14 protein-coding genes are annotated in these 15,585 nt (G+C 67.5%); 7 read left to right on the forward strand and 7 right to left on the reverse strand.

From position 1 onward, the window contains the following. Positions 1-367: 367 nt before the first annotated feature. Positions 368-4,243 carry an ATP-dependent RNA helicase HrpA gene (gene hrpA, locus CCK91_RS12520; RefSeq protein ID WP_086474339.1) on the forward strand — a complete coding sequence of 1,292 codons (3,876 nt, stop codon included), beginning with the start codon at positions 368-370 and terminating at the stop codon, positions 4,241-4,243. A gap of 157 nt (positions 4,244-4,400) precedes the next feature. Here the strand turns inward: hrpA and CCK91_RS12525 are convergent, their stop codons facing one another. Continuing rightward, positions 4,401-5,252, reverse strand: coding sequence for a sulfurtransferase (locus CCK91_RS12525; RefSeq protein WP_086474340.1), 852 nt, complete (start codon positions 5,250-5,252; stop codon positions 4,401-4,403). Positions 5,253-5,451: 199 nt separating this feature from the next. Between CCK91_RS12525 and CCK91_RS12530 the strand changes: the two genes are divergently transcribed. The 3 genes from CCK91_RS12530 (at position 5,452) to CCK91_RS12540 (ending at position 6,916) form a co-directional block, all read left to right on the forward strand. Further along, positions 5,452-6,084: a flavin reductase family protein gene (locus tag CCK91_RS12530; protein ID WP_207568241.1), complete on the forward strand. Its 633-nt coding sequence runs from the start codon at positions 5,452-5,454 to the stop codon at positions 6,082-6,084. A 95-nt stretch (positions 6,085-6,179) separates the two neighbouring features. Next, complete coding sequence (locus CCK91_RS12535) at positions 6,180-6,560, forward strand: DoxX family protein (RefSeq protein ID WP_079705419.1); 381 nt, start codon at positions 6,180-6,182, stop codon at positions 6,558-6,560. A gap of 128 nt (positions 6,561-6,688) precedes the next feature. Then, positions 6,689-6,916, forward strand: a complete 228-nt coding sequence (locus CCK91_RS12540) for a hypothetical protein (protein ID WP_086474341.1) — start codon at positions 6,689-6,691, stop codon at positions 6,914-6,916. A 5-nt stretch (positions 6,917-6,921) separates the two neighbouring features. On the opposite strand, the gene CCK91_RS12545 is transcribed toward CCK91_RS12540, so the two are convergent. The 5 genes from CCK91_RS12545 to nrdH all read right to left on the reverse strand — a co-directional run bounded on the left by CCK91_RS12545 (position 6,922) and on the right by nrdH (position 11,640). Further along, a complete protein-coding gene (locus tag CCK91_RS12545) occupies positions 6,922-7,431 on the reverse strand; it encodes a hypothetical protein (RefSeq protein ID WP_133059988.1) in 510 nt (169 codons plus the stop codon). A 130-nt stretch (positions 7,432-7,561) separates the two neighbouring features. After that, entirely contained in the window at positions 7,562-8,536 is a 975-nt protein-coding gene (nrdF, locus tag CCK91_RS12550; RefSeq protein ID WP_056007612.1) for a class 1b ribonucleoside-diphosphate reductase subunit beta, read from the reverse strand. A gap of 243 nt (positions 8,537-8,779) precedes the next feature. Continuing rightward, entirely contained in the window at positions 8,780-10,885 is a 2,106-nt protein-coding gene (gene nrdE / locus CCK91_RS12555; protein ID WP_079706251.1) for a class 1b ribonucleoside-diphosphate reductase subunit alpha, read from the reverse strand. A gap of 23 nt (positions 10,886-10,908) precedes the next feature. Then, the gene (gene nrdI, locus CCK91_RS12560; protein WP_064296523.1) at positions 10,909-11,322 is read right to left on the reverse strand and encodes a class Ib ribonucleoside-diphosphate reductase assembly flavoprotein NrdI; all 414 of its coding nucleotides are present in this window, start codon (positions 11,320-11,322) and stop codon (positions 10,909-10,911) included. An 84-nt stretch (positions 11,323-11,406) separates the two neighbouring features. Continuing rightward, positions 11,407-11,640, reverse strand: coding sequence for a glutaredoxin-like protein NrdH (nrdH, locus tag CCK91_RS12565; RefSeq protein WP_056007615.1), 234 nt, complete (start codon positions 11,638-11,640; stop codon positions 11,407-11,409). A gap of 353 nt (positions 11,641-11,993) precedes the next feature. Here nrdH and CCK91_RS12570 point away from each other — a divergent pair, with 353 nt between their 5' ends. Continuing rightward, positions 11,994-13,202 carry an MFS transporter gene (locus CCK91_RS12570; RefSeq protein ID WP_086474343.1) on the forward strand — a complete coding sequence of 403 codons (1,209 nt, stop codon included), beginning with the start codon at positions 11,994-11,996 and terminating at the stop codon, positions 13,200-13,202. An 11-nt stretch (positions 13,203-13,213) separates the two neighbouring features. Here CCK91_RS12570 and CCK91_RS12575 read toward each other — a convergent pair whose 3' ends face one another. Then, on the reverse strand, positions 13,214-13,780 hold the full coding sequence (locus tag CCK91_RS12575; RefSeq protein ID WP_086474344.1) for an NADPH-dependent FMN reductase: 567 nt from the start codon (positions 13,778-13,780) through the stop codon (positions 13,214-13,216). A 48-nt stretch (positions 13,781-13,828) separates the two neighbouring features. On the opposite strand from CCK91_RS12575, the gene CCK91_RS12580 reads away from it, so the two are divergent. Together CCK91_RS12580 and CCK91_RS12585 are read left to right on the forward strand one after the other, a co-directional pair. After that, positions 13,829-14,680, forward strand: a complete 852-nt coding sequence (locus CCK91_RS12580; RefSeq protein ID WP_086474345.1) for an aldo/keto reductase — start codon at positions 13,829-13,831, stop codon at positions 14,678-14,680. 22 nt (positions 14,681-14,702) lie between these two features. Then, positions 14,703-15,551: an alpha/beta fold hydrolase gene (locus tag CCK91_RS12585; protein ID WP_086474346.1), complete on the forward strand. Its 849-nt coding sequence runs from the start codon at positions 14,703-14,705 to the stop codon at positions 15,549-15,551. The last annotated feature ends 34 nt before the right edge of the window (positions 15,552-15,585 follow it).

Below are 15,585 nucleotides of genomic sequence, written 5' to 3' on the forward strand. Positions count from 1 at the left end.
AGCTGCGCGGCGTATTCGTCGCCGACGCGGGTCGCGGTGCGGGTGGTCTCGGTCATGGAACCAGTCCACCATGGACCACTGACATTCCAGATGCCGAGTCGGCCCGGTTGTGGAAGTCTCCTCGTTTGCCCTTCGACAAGCTCAGGGACCGGCGGGGCGTTGCGGAGTTCGCGAGGTTCTCCGCCTGCCCTTCGACAAGCTCAGGGACCGAAGGAGGTTGCTCAGGGACCGGGGAAGGCGGCTCAGGACCGGGGAAAGCGGCTCAGGGACCGGCGGAGGTGACTCAGGGACCGGAGGAAGGGTTCGCCGGATCAAGAAGGTCCGGAGCGGCAGCACAACGCGTCCAGCCCGATACGATGGAGGGCTGATGTCCGACCTCCGAATCTCCTACCCGCCCGAGCTGCCGGTCAGTGCCGCCCGCGCGGACATCGCGCGTGCCATCAGCGAGCACCAGGTCGTCATCGTCGCCGGGGCGACGGGTTCCGGCAAGACCACTCAGCTGCCGAAGATCTGCCTCGAGCTCGGTCGCGAGTCCATCGGGCACACGCAGCCCCGACGACTGGCCGCGCGCACGATCGCCGAACGCATTTCGGAGGAACTCGGCCAGGAGCTCGGTGGCATCGTCGGCTACCAGGTCCGCTTCACCGATCAGGCGTCGAAGGCGACGAAGATCAAGCTGATGACCGACGGCATCCTGCTGAACGAGATCCACCGCGACCGGATGCTGCGCAAGTACGACACGATCATCATCGACGAGGCACACGAGCGCAGCCTCAACATCGACTTCCTGCTCGGCTACCTCAAGCAGCTCCTCCCCCAGCGCCCCGACCTCAAGGTCATCATCACGTCCGCGACGATCGACCCGGAGAGCTTCTCGAAGCACTTCGACGGAGCGCCCATCGTCGAGGTCTCCGGCCGCACGTACCCGGTGGAGATCCGCTACCGGCCGCTCGTGGCCGACGAGCCCACGGACGACGATGAGGACGCCCCCGAGTCCGAGGCCGCCGACCGCGACTACCTCGAAGGCATCAACGCCGCCCTCGACGAGCTGGCGCGCGAGTCGATGGGCGACGTCCTCGTCTTCCTGTCCGGCGAGACGGAGATCCGCGACGCCGCCGACGCCATCCGCGGCCGCAACCTGCCCGGCACCGAGGTGCTGCCGCTCTACGGCCGGCTCTCCTCCGCCGACCAGCACCGCGTGTTCCAGCCGTCGACCGTGGCAGGCCTCCGCCGGCGCATCATCCTCGCGACGAACGTGGCCGAGACGAGCCTCACGGTGCCCGGCATCAAGTACGTCATCGACGCCGGAACCGCCCGCATCTCGCGCTACAGCGTGCGCTCCAAGGTGCAGCGGCTCCCCATCGAGGCGATCTCGCAGGCGTCGGCGAACCAGCGTTCGGGTCGATCCGGCCGTACGAGCGACGGCATCGCCATCCGGCTCTACTCGGAGGACGACTTCGCGAAGCGCCCGGAGTTCACCGAACCGGAGATCCTCCGCACGAACCTCGCCGCGGTGATCCTGCAGATGATCTCCCTCGGCCTCGGCGACATCGCCGCTTTCCCCTTCCTCCAGCCGCCGGACGCCCGCGGCATCAAGGACGGCGTCGACCTGCTGTCCGAACTCGGCGCGATCGAGACGCGCACCTTCGCCGACGGCTCACCTCGGGGCGGCGGTCCACGCCTCACGCGGGTGGGGCGCGACCTCAGCCGCCTGCCGATCGATCCGCGGTTCGCGCGCATGGTCGTGGAGTCGAAGCGGCACGGGGTGTCGCGGGAGGTGCTCGCGATCGTCGCGGCGCTCACCATCCAGGACCCACGCGAACGACCGCTCGAGCACCGGCAGAAGGCCGACGAACTGCACCGCCGGTTCGTCGACCCCACGAGCGACTTCCTCGCCCTCCTGAACCTCTGGAACTACCTCGAGGAGAAACAGGACGAGCTGTCGTCGAGCGCGTTCCGTCGGCTCTGCAAGAACGAGTTCCTCAACTACCTCCGCGTCCGCGAGTGGCACGACGTCTACCGCCAGCTGCGTCAACTCGCGAAGCCCCTCGGCCTGACGATCAACGAGCCGACGGTGAACCCCGACGGCATCCACAAGTCGCTCCTCGCCGGGCTCCTCTCCCACATCGGGCTGAAGGACCAGACCGTCGCTCCGGTCGTGAAGGGCCGGAACGCTCCACCGGCGACGAAGACCGCGAAGAAGGGCGACTACATCGGCGCCCGCCAGACGCGCTTCGTCCTCTTCCCCGGGTCCGCGCTCGCGAAGAAGCAGCCGAACGCCGTGATGAGCGCGGAACTCGTGGAGACGAGTCGGCTGTTCGCCCGCACCAACGCCTCGATCGACCCGGCGTGGGCGGAGCAGATCGCCGGCGACCTCTGCAAACGCTCGTACAGCGAGCCGCACTGGGAGAAGAACCAGGGCTCCGCCGTCGCCTTCGAGAAGGTGACCCTCTTCGGCGTGCCGATCGTGCCGCGCCGCCGGGTGCAGTTCGGTCGCATCGACCAGGAACAGGCCCGTGAACTGTTCCTGCGGCACGCGCTCGTCGACGGCGAGTGGACCCACGACATCGGTCGCGACAAGCTGTTCGACTTCCACCGCGCGAACCGACGACTGCGCAAAGAGCTGAGTGAGCTCGAGGAGCGGACGCGACGCCGCGACATCCTCTTCGACGACGAGGCCGTCTTCGACTTCTACGACGCCCGCGTCCCTGCCGAGACCTCGACGACGCGGGGCTTCGAATCCTGGTGGCGCAAGACGCGCGCCGACCAGCCCGAGCTGCTCACGATGCGCCAGGAGGACCTCCTCCCCGAGGACGCTCCGGCGGTGGATGAGGACCGCTTCCCCGCCGAGTGGGTGCAGGCCGATCAGCGGTTGAAGCTCAGCTACCGTTTCGAGCCCGGAAGCGACGACGACGGCGTGACGGTCATCGTCCCGCTCGCCCTGCTCGACCGACTCTCGCCCGCGGGTTTCGACTGGCAGGTCCCCGGTCTCCGTCGGGACCTCATCACGGCGATGATCAAAGCGCTCCCGAAGGCCCTGCGTCGGAACATCGTGCCTGCGGCCGACTGGGCGGCGAAGCTGCTCGCCGAGCTCCCCGCCGACGTCCCGGCGGTCGCCCCCGGCAGTCCCGCCGCCGAGGACTCCTTCGCCACCCGTCTCGCGAACGCGATCAAACGGCTCTCCTACATGGACATCTCGGCTTCGGACTTCGAGATGGAACGCGTCCCCGAGCACCTGCTCGTGACCTTCCGGGTCATCGACGAGCGCGGCCGGACGCTCGCCAGCGGCAAGGACCTCGTCGAGCTGCAGCAGCGCCTCAAGCAGCGCACGCGGGCGAGCGTCGCCAAGGTCGCCGCCGCCAGAGTGCCCAACGCCATCGAACGGTCCGGGTTCACCAGGTGGGACTTCGACGACCTCCCCCGCTTCATCGACATCCGCCAGGAGGACGGCGTGATCCGCGGCTACCCCGCGATCGTCGACGACGGCACGAGCGTGTCGATCCGGATCATGAGCACGGAGGCCGACCAGGCCCGCGCCATGCCCGCGGGGGTGCGCCGCCTCCTCCTGCTCGCGATCCCGTCCCCGACGGCGTACGTGCAGCAGCACCTCAAGGCCAACGAGAAGCTCGCGCTCGCGACGAGCCCCTACCGGTCGACGCCGGCGTTGTTCGAGGACTGCCTCGCCGCCTGCATCGACGATGTCCTGTTCCGTGTGGTACCCGACGGACAGGTGTTCTCCCGGCTGCAGTACGAGACGCTTCGCGACCGCGTCTCCGCCTCGGTCATGGACCGCATGTTCCAGACGGTCGCCATCGTCGCCCGCATCCTGCAGGCCGCGCGCGACACGGAGAAGGCCATGAAGGCGGCGACGAGCATGACGCTGCTCGCGGCCCTCACCGACATGCGGGGCCAGCTCGACGGACTGGTCTTCCCGGGCTTCGTCTCCCGGACGGGCTCAGCACGACTCGAGCATCTGCCCCGCTACCTCGCCGGCATCCGTTACCGCGCCGAGCGGCTGACGGACAACCCGAACCGCGACCGGGTGTGGATGACGGAGGCGCAGACGGCGTTGGCGCGGTTCGAGGCCGCCGGTGGCACGATCCCACTGCCCGCCGAGGCTCCGGAGCACCTCGTGAAGGCCAGGTGGATGCTCGAGGAGCTCCGGATCAGCCTGTTCGCCCAGCAGCTGGGCACGGCCGAATCGGTCTCGTTGCAGCGCCTGCAGAAGGTCCTCGCGGGCTAGCGCTCCCTGCTCCCTGAGCCTGTCGAAGGGCGCCGGTCCCTGAGCTTGTCGAAGGGCGCCGGTCCCTGAGCCTGTCGAAGGGCACCGATCGCGGACCCCGGTCCCTGAGCCTGTCGAAGGGCGCATCTCGACAGGCTCGATGACCGGGGTCAGCGATTCAGGCGTCGGGTCCCGTCGCCACCGGACGCTCCGGGTGGTTCGCCCACTCGCTCCACGACCCCGGGTACAGCACCGGTTCGAAGCCGGCCAGAGTGAGTGCGGCCGCGTTGTGCGCCGCGGTCACCCCGCTGCCGCAGTAGGTCGCGACCGTCGCGTCCTCCGGCACGCCCGCGGCGAGGAACTGCTCACGGAGGGTCTCAGGCGACAGGAATCGGCCGTCTGTGCCGACGTTGGCGGTCGTCGGCGTGCTGAGCGCTCCGGGGATGTGACCGGACCGAGGGTCGATCGGTTCGACCTCGCCCCGGTACCGTTCGCCGGCGCGCGCGTCGAGTAGCACACGTCCCTCGCCCGCCCACGTCGCGGCGGTGTCGATGTCGATGGTCGGCAGGACACCCGCGGTCAGCGTGACCGTCCCGGGTTCCGGGACGACCTCGCCGCGCTCCAGGGGCAGTCCGGCGTCCGTCCACGCCCGGAACGCGCCGTCGAGGATGCGGACGTCCGCGATGCCCGCGTTCCGCAGCACCCACCAGGCTCGTGCCGCCGACAGGCTCTTGAGATCGTCGTAGACCACGACCACGTCGCCGTCGTCGACGCCCCACGATCGCGCAGACCCCTGAAGCGCCTCACGATCAGGCAGGGGATGACGGCCTCGGACGGCCGCTTCTCCGGTCGGTACGTGGTCGGCCAGCTCGTGGTCGAGGTCGACGTACACGGCGCTGGGCAGGTGCCCCTCGAGGTAGGCGGGCCGTCCGTCCGGTGCGTCGAGTCGCCACCGCACGTCGAGGACGCGCACCGGCGTCTCGGAGGCGATCAGGGCTGCGAGGTCGTCCGGGGCGATGAGAATGGGCATGCGTCCAGCGTACGCAGGCGAGGTCGACGAGACCTGCGCCCGAACGCTCGGTCGCCGTCACACCGGGTAACAGAGTTGCAGCTCCGGCCGGATGAGCGAAACGTAGCCTGTGCAGCGTCGACCGAATCGGCGTTGCAGCAGTCGTCCACAGCCGTTCGAAGGATCCCCCGTGAGCTCAGTCCACCCGGCAGCCGCCTCCGTGACCGCCTTGCCGTCCCCCGTCGACGGTGGCGAGGTCGCGCCAGGTTTCGCCTCCCTGTCCCCCGACGACTTCAAGGCGGCGTTCCGCCAGCACCCGGCTGGCGTCTCGGTCATCACCGCGGACGACGGCAGCGGGCCGGTGGGACTCACCGCCACCTCGGTCTTCTCCGTCAGTGCGGAACCGCCGCTCCTCGTCTTCTCCGTGTCGTCGCTGTCCTCGAGCGCACCGACCATCACCGCGTCCGACACCGTCGTCGTCCACCTCCTGGGTTCCGAGCAGCTGCACATCGCGAAGCTCTGCGCGACGAGCGGGATCGACCGCTTCGCCGACACCTCGATCTGGGACCGCCTGCCGACGGGCGAGCCGTACTTCACGGGCAACGGCGTCTGGATCCGCGGACGCATCGTCAACCGCATGGAGGCAGGCACTTCGACGGTCATCGCGGTGCACGCACTGGAGTCGAGCGTCTCGCAGCCGCAAGCGGCCGAGGAGCCGGTCCGGACCGAGCCGGCCGCCGAGACACCCGCTCCCGCCGTCCCGGCCTTCACCCCGAGCTTCGACGGCGCGCCGCTCGTCTACCACAACCGCACCTGGCACCGTCTCGACGCGAACTCGCAGATCGACGGCTGAGCGGTCGGCTGCTGGACATCTGTGCACTCCAACCCGCCGTCGGTCCACCGATCTCCGGATAGCGTGGTGACATCACCATCGTCGAGAGGACCCTCATGGCTGGATCGAAAGCCCGCACCGCCGCACGTCTGCTGCTCGGAGGCGCACTCGTGTTCGCCGGCATCAGCCACCTGACCTTCGCTCGCAAGGACTTCCAGGCGCAGGTGCCGGAGTGGGTCCCGATCGACGAGGACACCACCGTGCTCGCCTCGGGCGTCGTCGAGATCGCGCTGGGTGCGGCACTCGCCTCAGGCGTGAAGCGGACGGCCGTCGGCAACCTCGCTGCGGCGTTCTTCACCGCGATCTTCCCGGGCAACCTCTCCCAGTGGCTCAACCGCCGCGACGCCTTCGGCCTCGACACCGACAGTCGCCGGTTCACCCGCCTCTTCTTCCAGCCCGTGCTCATCGCCTGGGCCCTCTGGTCCACCCGCCGCTGATCACCCGCCGTCGCTGAGTCGCCCGAATCTGCGCGTTTCCTCGTCGAAATCGGACATCCTCGGGCGAGTCAGCGGCGCACGGCGGCTCTCCAGGTAGGGTCGAGGACACCAGAGCCACAGGGAGAACGATGCTGACGACCGAAGCGACCATGGACGAGCTGCTCGTCGCCGAACCCGTCGAGGCTCCGAGCGCAGGACGCAACGGTGTCGTCAGCCTGGTCGCGCTCGTGGCCATCCTCACGATCGTGGTCACCGCGATCGCGGCGCTCTTCTTCCCGGTCGTCCAGGGTGCGACGGCGTTCTTCTACTTCTTCCTCGCGGCCGGCGGCGGTATGAGCGGTGCCCTGGCCGGCTGAGCGGCTCAGTCCTGCAGGGGTGAGATCTCCACGCTTCCTGATGCGAACGGGAACGGGAACAGCACGTCGATCGGGCCTCCATCCCAACTGGTCACGTCGAGTTGAGCGAACCAGACCTGCGCGACGAGGATGCTCACGAGCGCAACGCCGCAGACGATCCAGCGGGCACGGGAGATGAACCGCAGGGCCTGGGCCTGAGATGACGCTCGGCGGAGGATGACACTCAGCACCCCGATGATGGTGCCGCCGATGACGCCGTAGACGATCGGACTCGGCAGCAGGGAAACGGTCAAGCACGTGGGCGCTGTGTCCGTCGGTCCGCCGTCGGCATCGATGAACCCACCGCTGCCGTCGAACCCGCCAGGACAGATGCCCTGCGTCGCGTGACTCAGCGCGGTGTAGACCAATGACGCCAAGACGGCCCAGATCAGTAGCGCGCGGATCGCTCGGATGATGTCTGCCCCTGGCAGCTCCGGACCGATGGCCTCGCGGTGTTGTTCGAGTGTCGCGCTCACGGTGGTCTCCCCCAAGATCGATCGTGCGTCCCTCCACGCTAACCGCTGAGGTCGCTGCACGCACGAGGGCCGGATGGAATCGTGGATTCCATCCGGCCCTCGTGCGTCCAGCGCAGTGCTTGCGTGGTGACTAGAAGTCCCAGTCCTCGTCTTCCGTGACCACGGCCTTGCCGATCACGTAGGAGGAGCCGGAACCGGAGAAGAAGTCGTGGTTCTCGTCGGCGTTCGGGGAGAGCGCCGACAGGATTGCCGGGTTCACGTCCGTGACCGTCTTCGGGAACATGGCCTCGTAGCCGAGGTTCATGAGCGCCTTGTTGGCGTTGTAGTGCAGGAACTTCTTGACGTCCTCGGTGAGACCGACCTCGTCGTAGAGGTCCTGCGTGTACTGCACCTCGTTGTCGTAGAGCTCGTAGAGCAGCGAGAACGTGTAGTCCTTGACGTCGTCGCGCTCGGCCTGCGTCAGCTTCTCGAGGCCCTTCTGGAACTTGTAGCCGATGTAGTACCCGTGCACTGCCTCGTCGCGGATGATCAGGCGGATCATGTCGGCCGTGTTGGTGAGCTTCGCGCGGCTCGACCAGTGCATCGGTAGGTAGAAGCCCGAGTAGAAGAGGAAGGACTCGAGGAGGGTCGAGGCGGCCTTCCGCTTCAGCGGGTCGTCACCGTGGTAGCGGTCGAGGACGATGGACGCCTTCTTCTGCAGGTTCGGGTTCTCGACCGACCAGCGGAACGCCTCGTCGATCTCCTTCGTGCTGCTGAGGGTGGAGAAGATCGAGGAGTAGCTCTTCGCGTGCACCGACTCCATGAACGCGATGTTCGTGTAGACGGCCTCCTCGTGCGGGGTGATCGCATCGGGGATGAGGGCGACGGCGCCGACGGTGCCCTGGATCGTGTCGAGAAGTGTGAGGCCCGTGAACACGCGCATGGTGAGCTGCTGCTCCTGCGGCGTCAGGGTGTTCCACGACTGGACGTCGTTCGACAGCGGGATCTTCTCGGGCAGCCAGAAGTTGTTGACGAGGCGGTTCCAGACCTCGACGTCCTTCTCGTCCTCGATCTTGTTCCAGTTGATCGCCTGGACGCGGTCGACCAGCTTGAGCTTCTCTGACATGAATTGGTGTCCTCTATCGGGAAGTGGGGTTGGCCCTTCGACAGGCTCAGGGACCGGTGATGCCGGTGGCCCTCGACGGACCGGTGATGCCGGTGGCCCTCGACGGACCGGTGCTACTCGTGGTCCTCGACGGACCGATGATGCTGATGCCCTTCGACAGGCTCAGGGACCGGGGTCGGGATCAGGGACCGGAATCCCGGTCACCGAGCCTGTCGAAGTGCGGATGACGAAGCGCGAAGCTCCTTAGAGCATGCAGCTGACGCAGCCGTCGACTTCCGTGCCCTCGAGCGCGAGCTGGCGGAGACGGATGTAGTAGATGGTCTTGATGCCCTTCTTCCACGCGTAGATCTGCGCCTTGTTGATGTCGCGCGTGGTGGCGGTGTCCTTGAAGAACAGCGTCAGCGACAGCCCCTGGTCGACGTGCTGCGTCGCCGCGGCGTACGTGTCGATGATCTTCTCGGCACCGATCTCGTAGGCGTCCTCGTAGTACTCCAGGTTGTCGTTCGTCATGAACGGAGCCGGGTAGTACACGCGACCGAGCTTGCCTTCCTTGCGGATCTCGATCTTCGACGCGATCGGGTGGATCGACGACGTGGAGTTGTTGATGTAGGAGATCGAACCGGTCGGCGGGACGGCCTGGAGGTTCTGGTTGTAGATGCCGTACTCCTGGATGGACGCCTTGAGGGCCGTCCAGTCCGCCTGCGTCGGGATCTGCACGCCGGCCTGCTCGAAGAGCTCGCGACCACGAGCCGTCTCGGGCTCCCAGACCTGGTCGATGTACTTGTCGAAGAACTCACCCGACGCGTACTGCGAGTCGGCGAAGCCGTCGAAGGTCTCCCCGCGCTCCTTGGCGATGAGGTTCGAGGCGCGCAGCGCGTGGAACACCACCGTGTAGAAGTAGATGTTCGTGAAGTCGATGCCCTCGGGGCTGCCGTAGTGCACGCGCTCGCGGGCGAGGTAGCCGTGGAGGTTCATCTGGCCGAGGCCGATGGCGTGCGACTTGTCGTTGCCGTCCTCGATCGAGCGCACCGAGGAGATGTGGCTCTGGTCGGACACGGAGGTGAGGCCGCGGATGGCGGTCTCGACCGTGCGACCGAAGTCGGGCGAGTCCATCGTGAGCGCGATGTTCAGCGAGCCGAGGTTGCAGGAGATGTCCTTGCCGATCTCCTTGTACGAGAGGTCCTCGTTGTAGGTGGTCGGCGTGTTGACCTGGAGGATCTCCGAGCAGAGGTTCGACATGTTGATGCGGCCCTTGATGGGGTTCGCCTTGTTCACCGTGTCTTCGAACACGATGTACGGGTAGCCGGACTCGAACTGGATCTCCGCGATGGTCTGGAAGAACTCGCGCGCGTTGATCTTCGTCTTCTTGATGCGGGAGTCGTCGACCATCTCGTGGTACTTCTCGCTCACCGAGATGTCGCCGAACGGCACACCGTAGACGCGCTCGACGTCGTACGGGGAGAACAGGTACATGTCCTCGCCCTTCTTCGCGAGGTCGAAGGTGATGTCGGGGACGACGACGCCGAGGGACAGCGTCTTGATCCGGATCTTCTCGTCGGCGTTCTCACGCTTGGTGTCGAGGAAGCGCAGGATGTCGGGGTGGTGTGCGTTGAGGTACACCGCGCCGGCGCCCTGACGCGCGCCGAGCTGGTTCGCGTAGCTGAAGGAGTCCTCGAGGAGCTTCATCACGGGGATGATGCCGCTCGACTGGTTCTCGATCTGCTTGATGGGCGCACCGGACTCGCGGATGTTCGACAACGAGAGCGCCACACCGCCGCCACGCTTCGAGAGCTGGAGCGCGGAGTTGATGCCACGGGCGATCGACTCCATGTTGTCCTCGATGCGGAGGAGGAAGCAGGAGACGAGCTCGCCGCGCTGGGCCTTGCCCGAGTTGAGGAAGGTGGGCGTCGCCGGCTGGAACCGACCCGCGATGATCTCCTCGACGAGCGCGACCGCGAGCTGCTGGTCGCCGTCGGCGAGACCGAGGGCGGTCATGACGACGCGGTCCTCGAACCGCTCGAGGTAGCGCTTGCCGTCGAAGGTCTTCAGCGTGTACGAGGTGTAGTACTTGAACGCGCCGAGGAAGGTCTGGAAGCGGAACTTCTTCGAGTAGGCCAGGTCGTTGAGCTCCTGGATGAAGTCGAACGAGTACTTGTCGAGCACTGCCTGCTCGTAGTACTCCTTCTCGACGAGGTAGTCGAGCCGTTCCTTCAGCGAGTGGAAGAAGACGGTGTTCTGGTTGACGTGCTGGAGGAAGTACTCCCGCGCGGCCTCACGGTCCTTGTCGAACTGGATCTCGCCGTTCGGGCCGTAGAGGTTGAGCATCGCGTTGAGCGAGTGGTAGTCCATCTGGCTCGTCGACGGTGCGTCGATCACTGAAACTGGCGCTGCTGCCAAAATGATTCCAATCCATTGTGGACGGTGGTGACATCGTCCTGGGTTCCGAAGAGTTCGAAGCGGTACAGGTGCGGGACCTTGCATTTGCTGGCGATCACGTCGCCGGCGAGCCCGTAGGCTTCGCCGAAGTTCGTGTTGCCGGCGGCGATGACCCCGCGGATCAGGGAGCGGTTGGCCTCCACGTTGAGGAACCGGATCACCTGTTTGGGCACCGCTCCGTCGCCGTTGCCCCCGCCGTAGGTGGGGGTCACGAGGACGTAGGGTGCCGTGGCGTGCACGGCTTCGTCTTTCGCATACAGCGGGATCTGCAACGAGGGCAGGTCGAGCTTCTGCATGAAGCGATGCGTGTTGCCGGAAATGCTGGAGAAGTAGATCAGCCGTGGTTGCACGGGTGGCCTCCTCGTCGACGTCCGGACGGTCGGATGGTGCGGTGCTGCTGGAGCCGGCTCATGATGACGCCTGCGACCGTGGGCTCAAGCCAGACGTGCGGCGAGCTCTTCGATCTTGTCGGGACGGAAGCCCGACCAGTGGTCTTCCTCGGTGATGACGACCGGCGCCTGCAGGTAGCCGAGGGCCTTGACCTGCTCGAGTGCGTTCTCGTCGACCGAGAGGTCGAGGATGTTGTACTCGATGCCCTTGTTGTCGAGTGCGCGGTACGTCGCGGTGCACTGCACGCAACTGGGCTTCGTGTAGACCGTGATTGCCATAGCTCTTCGTGCCTTCCCCTCAAAATCTGGTGATTCCCGCGGCGTCCTGCGCCGGGGTTCCAATACTACATATAGTTGGCGACCTTCAGGCCAACCCCAAGGGCTAGTAGTTACAGCCCTGTAGTTTTCCACCGGGTTCTCCACCGTTTCGGGCGAGTTATCCACCGGTTCTCCACTGGGTACAACGCTCGTGGGCGACGCGAAAATCCCGGATTGACGGCCTTTTCTCCCCCGTCTGAGGGATATCTATCCACAGGCAAGATTCTCCTCCGCACCTCCGACATCCGTTGTCGGTTTGGGCGTGTCGCGGGCGTGTCGCGCGTGTCGGAACCGGTCCCTAGACTGGTGTCCTTGTGAGCAGCTACCGTGACCTTCTTCGTACCCCCGGCGTCGCCCGGATCATCGCGGCGCAGCTCACCGCACGCTTCCCGTTCGGGATGCTCTCGTTGGCCTTCCTGCTCCACATCGAGCAGGTCACGGGGTCCTACGGGGCCGCCGGGCTCGTCCTCGCCGCCACGAGCATCGGGCAGGCGATCGCCGGCCCCCTCACGAGCCGGTGGATGGGCGTCTGGGGCATCCGCAAGGTGCTCCTCCTCACCCTCGCGGTCTGTGCCGTCTCCGTCACGACCATCGCCCTCGTCACCATGACCGTTCCCGCCTACATGGCGGTCGGATTCGTCGCCGGGCTGAGCACGCCGCCCGTCCAGCCCGCGGTCCGCACCATCTACCCGAAGCTCGTCACCTCCCAGCAGCTCACCCCACTGTTCTCCCTCGACGCCTCGGCCCAGGAGATCATCTGGGTGCTCGGGCCCGTCGTGACCACCTTCGTCTCCACCCAGGTCGGCACCGTCTGGGGCATCGCGCTCGCGGCCGTGATCATGGTCGTCGGCTGCCTGTGGTTCATCTCCTCACCGGAGGTCGGGCGCGTCCGCATCCCGAGGAGCCGTCGCAAGCTCGGACAGGTGCTCAAGCGCCCGCCGGTCCTCCTCGCCACCGTCGTCGGCTTCCTCCTCATCGGTGCCTGTTCGGCCGTCGAGGCGGGCGTCGTCGCGACCTTCGGGCACGACGGCCTCGAAGCGGGCATCGTGCTCGCGATCTTCTCGGTCGGCTCGCTGGCCGGCGGCCTCGCCCTCGGACACACCCCGATCGGTCCCTACGCGCTGGCGCGCCGCATCTTCATCGTCTTCGCCGGACTCGCCGTCGCGAGCCTCTTCCTCAACGCCTGGTGGCTGTCGGTCACCCTCTTCGTCGCCGGCATCGGCATCGCGCCGGCCCTCGCCGTGCTGTTCGCCATCGTCTCGGCGAGCGTGAAGTTCAGCGACACGGCCGAGGCCTACGGCTGGGTCGGCACCGGTCAGCTCATCGGTGCCGCGATGGGGTCGGCGGCGGCCGGCTTCCTCATCGACGGTTCCGGAGCGGTCGGCGCGTTCTGGGTCGCCGGCGTGTTCGCGCTGTTCGGCTTCGTCATCCCGTGGATCGGTCACCGCTGGCACCCCGACCTCCGCGGACGCGATGCGAGCCCGATCCCCGACACCGAGCCGATCAACACCCACCCGTCCTGAGCCGACCCGCTTCAGTCGATGGCGCGCAGCGGCGCGAGGGCCCCGTCGAGTGCTGCCAGTTCGCCCAGCAGCATCGGCAGCATGGTCGTCTGGCGGTCGTTGGGCGCGAACACGCCGTCGGCGATCTGCCGTGAGACGTACGGGATCTCCACGTTCGCACCGGTACTGACGAGACCGAGCGCCTGCAGGACGGGTCGAAGCGCCACGACGCCGCGGGTTCCGCCCGACAACCCGCCGTAGCTGACGATCCCGACCGGCTTCCGCGCCCACTCGTGCATGAGGTAGTCCAACGCGTTCTTGAGGGCGGGCGCGTAGCTGTAGTTGTACTCGGGCGTCACGAACACGAAGGCGTCCGTCCGGTCGACCCGCTCGCTCCAGGAGATCGTGTGCGGGTGGACGTAGGCGCGCTTCCGCGGGTGCGCGGGCTCGTCCATGAACGGCAGCGCCAGCTCCCGGAGATCGACCGCGTCGACGGTGAACCGCTCGTCCGCCTCGGCCACGCCCGCGACCCAGTCGGCGACGGCACCGCCCACCCGCTCGGGACGGACGCTCCCGGTGACGATCATGAGTTGCGGCATGGGCTCCCTTTCGACGGTGACGGTGGCCCTGTCGAGGATACTGGTGCCATGGCAGACAGCACCCCGACCGTCCTCCTCAACGACGGGCACACGATCCCCCAGCTCGGCTTCGGCGTCTACAAGGTCCCGGACCTCGCCAGCACCGAGATCGTGCGGACGGCGCTCGAAGTCGGGTACCGCCACATCGACACCGCCTCGCTGTACGGCAATGAGCGGGGCACCGGCGTCGCGATCCGCGAGTCGGGCATCCCCCGCGACGAGCTCTTCGTCACGACGAAGGTCTGGAACACCGATCAGGGGTACGAGGAGACGCTGCGCGCGTTCGACACGAGCTTGGACCTCCTCGGCCTCGACCACGTCGACCTGTACCTCATCCACTGGCCGGCCCCGGCGCAGGACCGGTACCGCGAGACCTGGCGCGCGCTCGAGCGGTTGCGGGCCGAGGGACGTACGCGCTCCATCGGCGTCTCCAACTTCCACCGCAGCCATCTCGAACGACTCCTGGAGTCGGCGGAGGTCACCCCGGCCGTCAACCAGGTCGAACTCCACCCGTTCCTGCCCCAGCGGGAGTTGCGCGCCGTCAACGCGGCACACGGCATCGCGACGGAGGCCTGGTCGCCACTCGCCCGCGGCCGCTTCTTCACGCCCGCCGCAGACGGATCCGACGCCACCTCCGACCTCGGGGCCATCGCACGGAAGCACGGGCGCACGGTCGCGCAGGTGGTGCTGCGCTGGCACGTGCAGCTCGGCAACATCGTCATCCCCAAGTCGGCCACGCCGGCGCGGATCGCGGAGAACTTCGCGGTGTTCGACTTCACCCTCGACGCCGACGACCTGGCCGCCATCTCGGCGCTCGAGAACGGCGAGCGCACCGGCACCGACCCGGACCGACTCGACTGACGCGAGACCGTAGGCTGAACGCATGACCGAGCCCGTCGTCGACACCGCGTCCAGCCTCGCCGCCCGCACGATCACGCCCGTGGAGCTCCCGCGTCACCGCTGGGGTCGTCACGACGCGCCGGCTCGGGCGCTCGTGGTCCACGGACTCGGCAGCAACGGTCCGAGCACCTGGCGCATCTGCGCCGCCCTGGCCGACCGGGGTTGGCTCGTGGAGGCGGTCGACCTCCGCGGCCACGGCGTCGCCCCGCGTGCGCTCGACTACCGGGTCGAGGCCTACGCCGCCGATCTGCTGGCCACCAGGCCGACCTCCGGGATGGGCGTCGGGCACGCCGCGTGGGACCTCGTCGTCGGACACTCGCTCGGGGGTGCCGCCACGGCGGTCGCCGCTGCAGCCGATCCCCGATGGGCGGCGGCGGTCGTGCTGCTCGACCCCGCCATCGCGCTCGACGACCACGACGCCGAGATCATCCGGGCCAGCCAGGAGGCCGCCTTCGCGGACAACACGATCGCATCCGTCCGCGCGAAGAACCCCGAGTGGCACCCGCTGGACGTGGAGATCAAGGTCCAGGCGGTGTCCGAGGCGAGCCGATGGGCGATCGAGCAGACGAGCGAGCAGAACCATCCGTGGGACGTCCGCCCCGCTGCGGCCGCTCTGCGCAACCCGACCTTCGTGATCGCCTCCGACCCGGAGGTGTACAGCCTCTTCCGCGGCGCGCTCGCCGCCGAGGTCCTCGCCAACCGCCAGGTCAGCCTGACGATCGTCCAGGGCGCCGGTCACAACGTGCACCGGGACCGCCCGGCGGAGACCACGAAGGCCATCGGCGATTGGGCCGAGCTGCAACTCGAGCAGCGGTCGCGTCGCGAGACCTGATCGTGACCCGCTTCCCAGGGTCCCTGCACCTCCG

Origin of the sequence: Plantibacter elymi (nom. nud.) (assembly GCF_900177795.1) — a bacterium.
Lineage (GTDB): Bacteria > Actinomycetota > Actinomycetes > Actinomycetales > Microbacteriaceae > Plantibacter > Plantibacter elymi.

Excerpts from the sequence above, each read along its gene's own strand:
- nrdF (WP_056007612.1), bottom strand. The coding sequence starts at position 8,536 with ATGTCAGAGAAGCTCAAGCTGGTCGACCGCGTCCAGGCGATCAACTGG.
- CCK91_RS12535 (WP_079705419.1), top strand. The coding sequence starts at position 6,180 with ATGGCTGGATCGAAAGCCCGCACCGCCGCACGTCTGCTGCTCGGAGGC.
- CCK91_RS12525 (WP_086474340.1), bottom strand. The coding sequence starts at position 5,252 with ATGCCCATTCTCATCGCCCCGGACGACCTCGCAGCCCTGATCGCCTCC.
- CCK91_RS12540 (WP_086474341.1), top strand. The coding sequence starts at position 6,689 with ATGCTGACGACCGAAGCGACCATGGACGAGCTGCTCGTCGCCGAACCC.
- nrdE (WP_079706251.1), bottom strand. The coding sequence starts at position 10,885 with ATGGACTACCACTCGCTCAACGCGATGCTCAACCTCTACGGCCCGAAC.
- CCK91_RS12585 (WP_086474346.1), top strand. The coding sequence starts at position 14,703 with ATGACCGAGCCCGTCGTCGACACCGCGTCCAGCCTCGCCGCCCGCACG.
- CCK91_RS12580 (WP_086474345.1), top strand. The coding sequence starts at position 13,829 with ATGGCAGACAGCACCCCGACCGTCCTCCTCAACGACGGGCACACGATC.
- CCK91_RS12575 (WP_086474344.1), bottom strand. The coding sequence starts at position 13,780 with ATGCCGCAACTCATGATCGTCACCGGGAGCGTCCGTCCCGAGCGGGTG.
- nrdH (WP_056007615.1), bottom strand. The coding sequence starts at position 11,640 with ATGGCAATCACGGTCTACACGAAGCCCAGTTGCGTGCAGTGCACCGCG.
- hrpA (WP_086474339.1), top strand. The coding sequence starts at position 368 with ATGTCCGACCTCCGAATCTCCTACCCGCCCGAGCTGCCGGTCAGTGCC.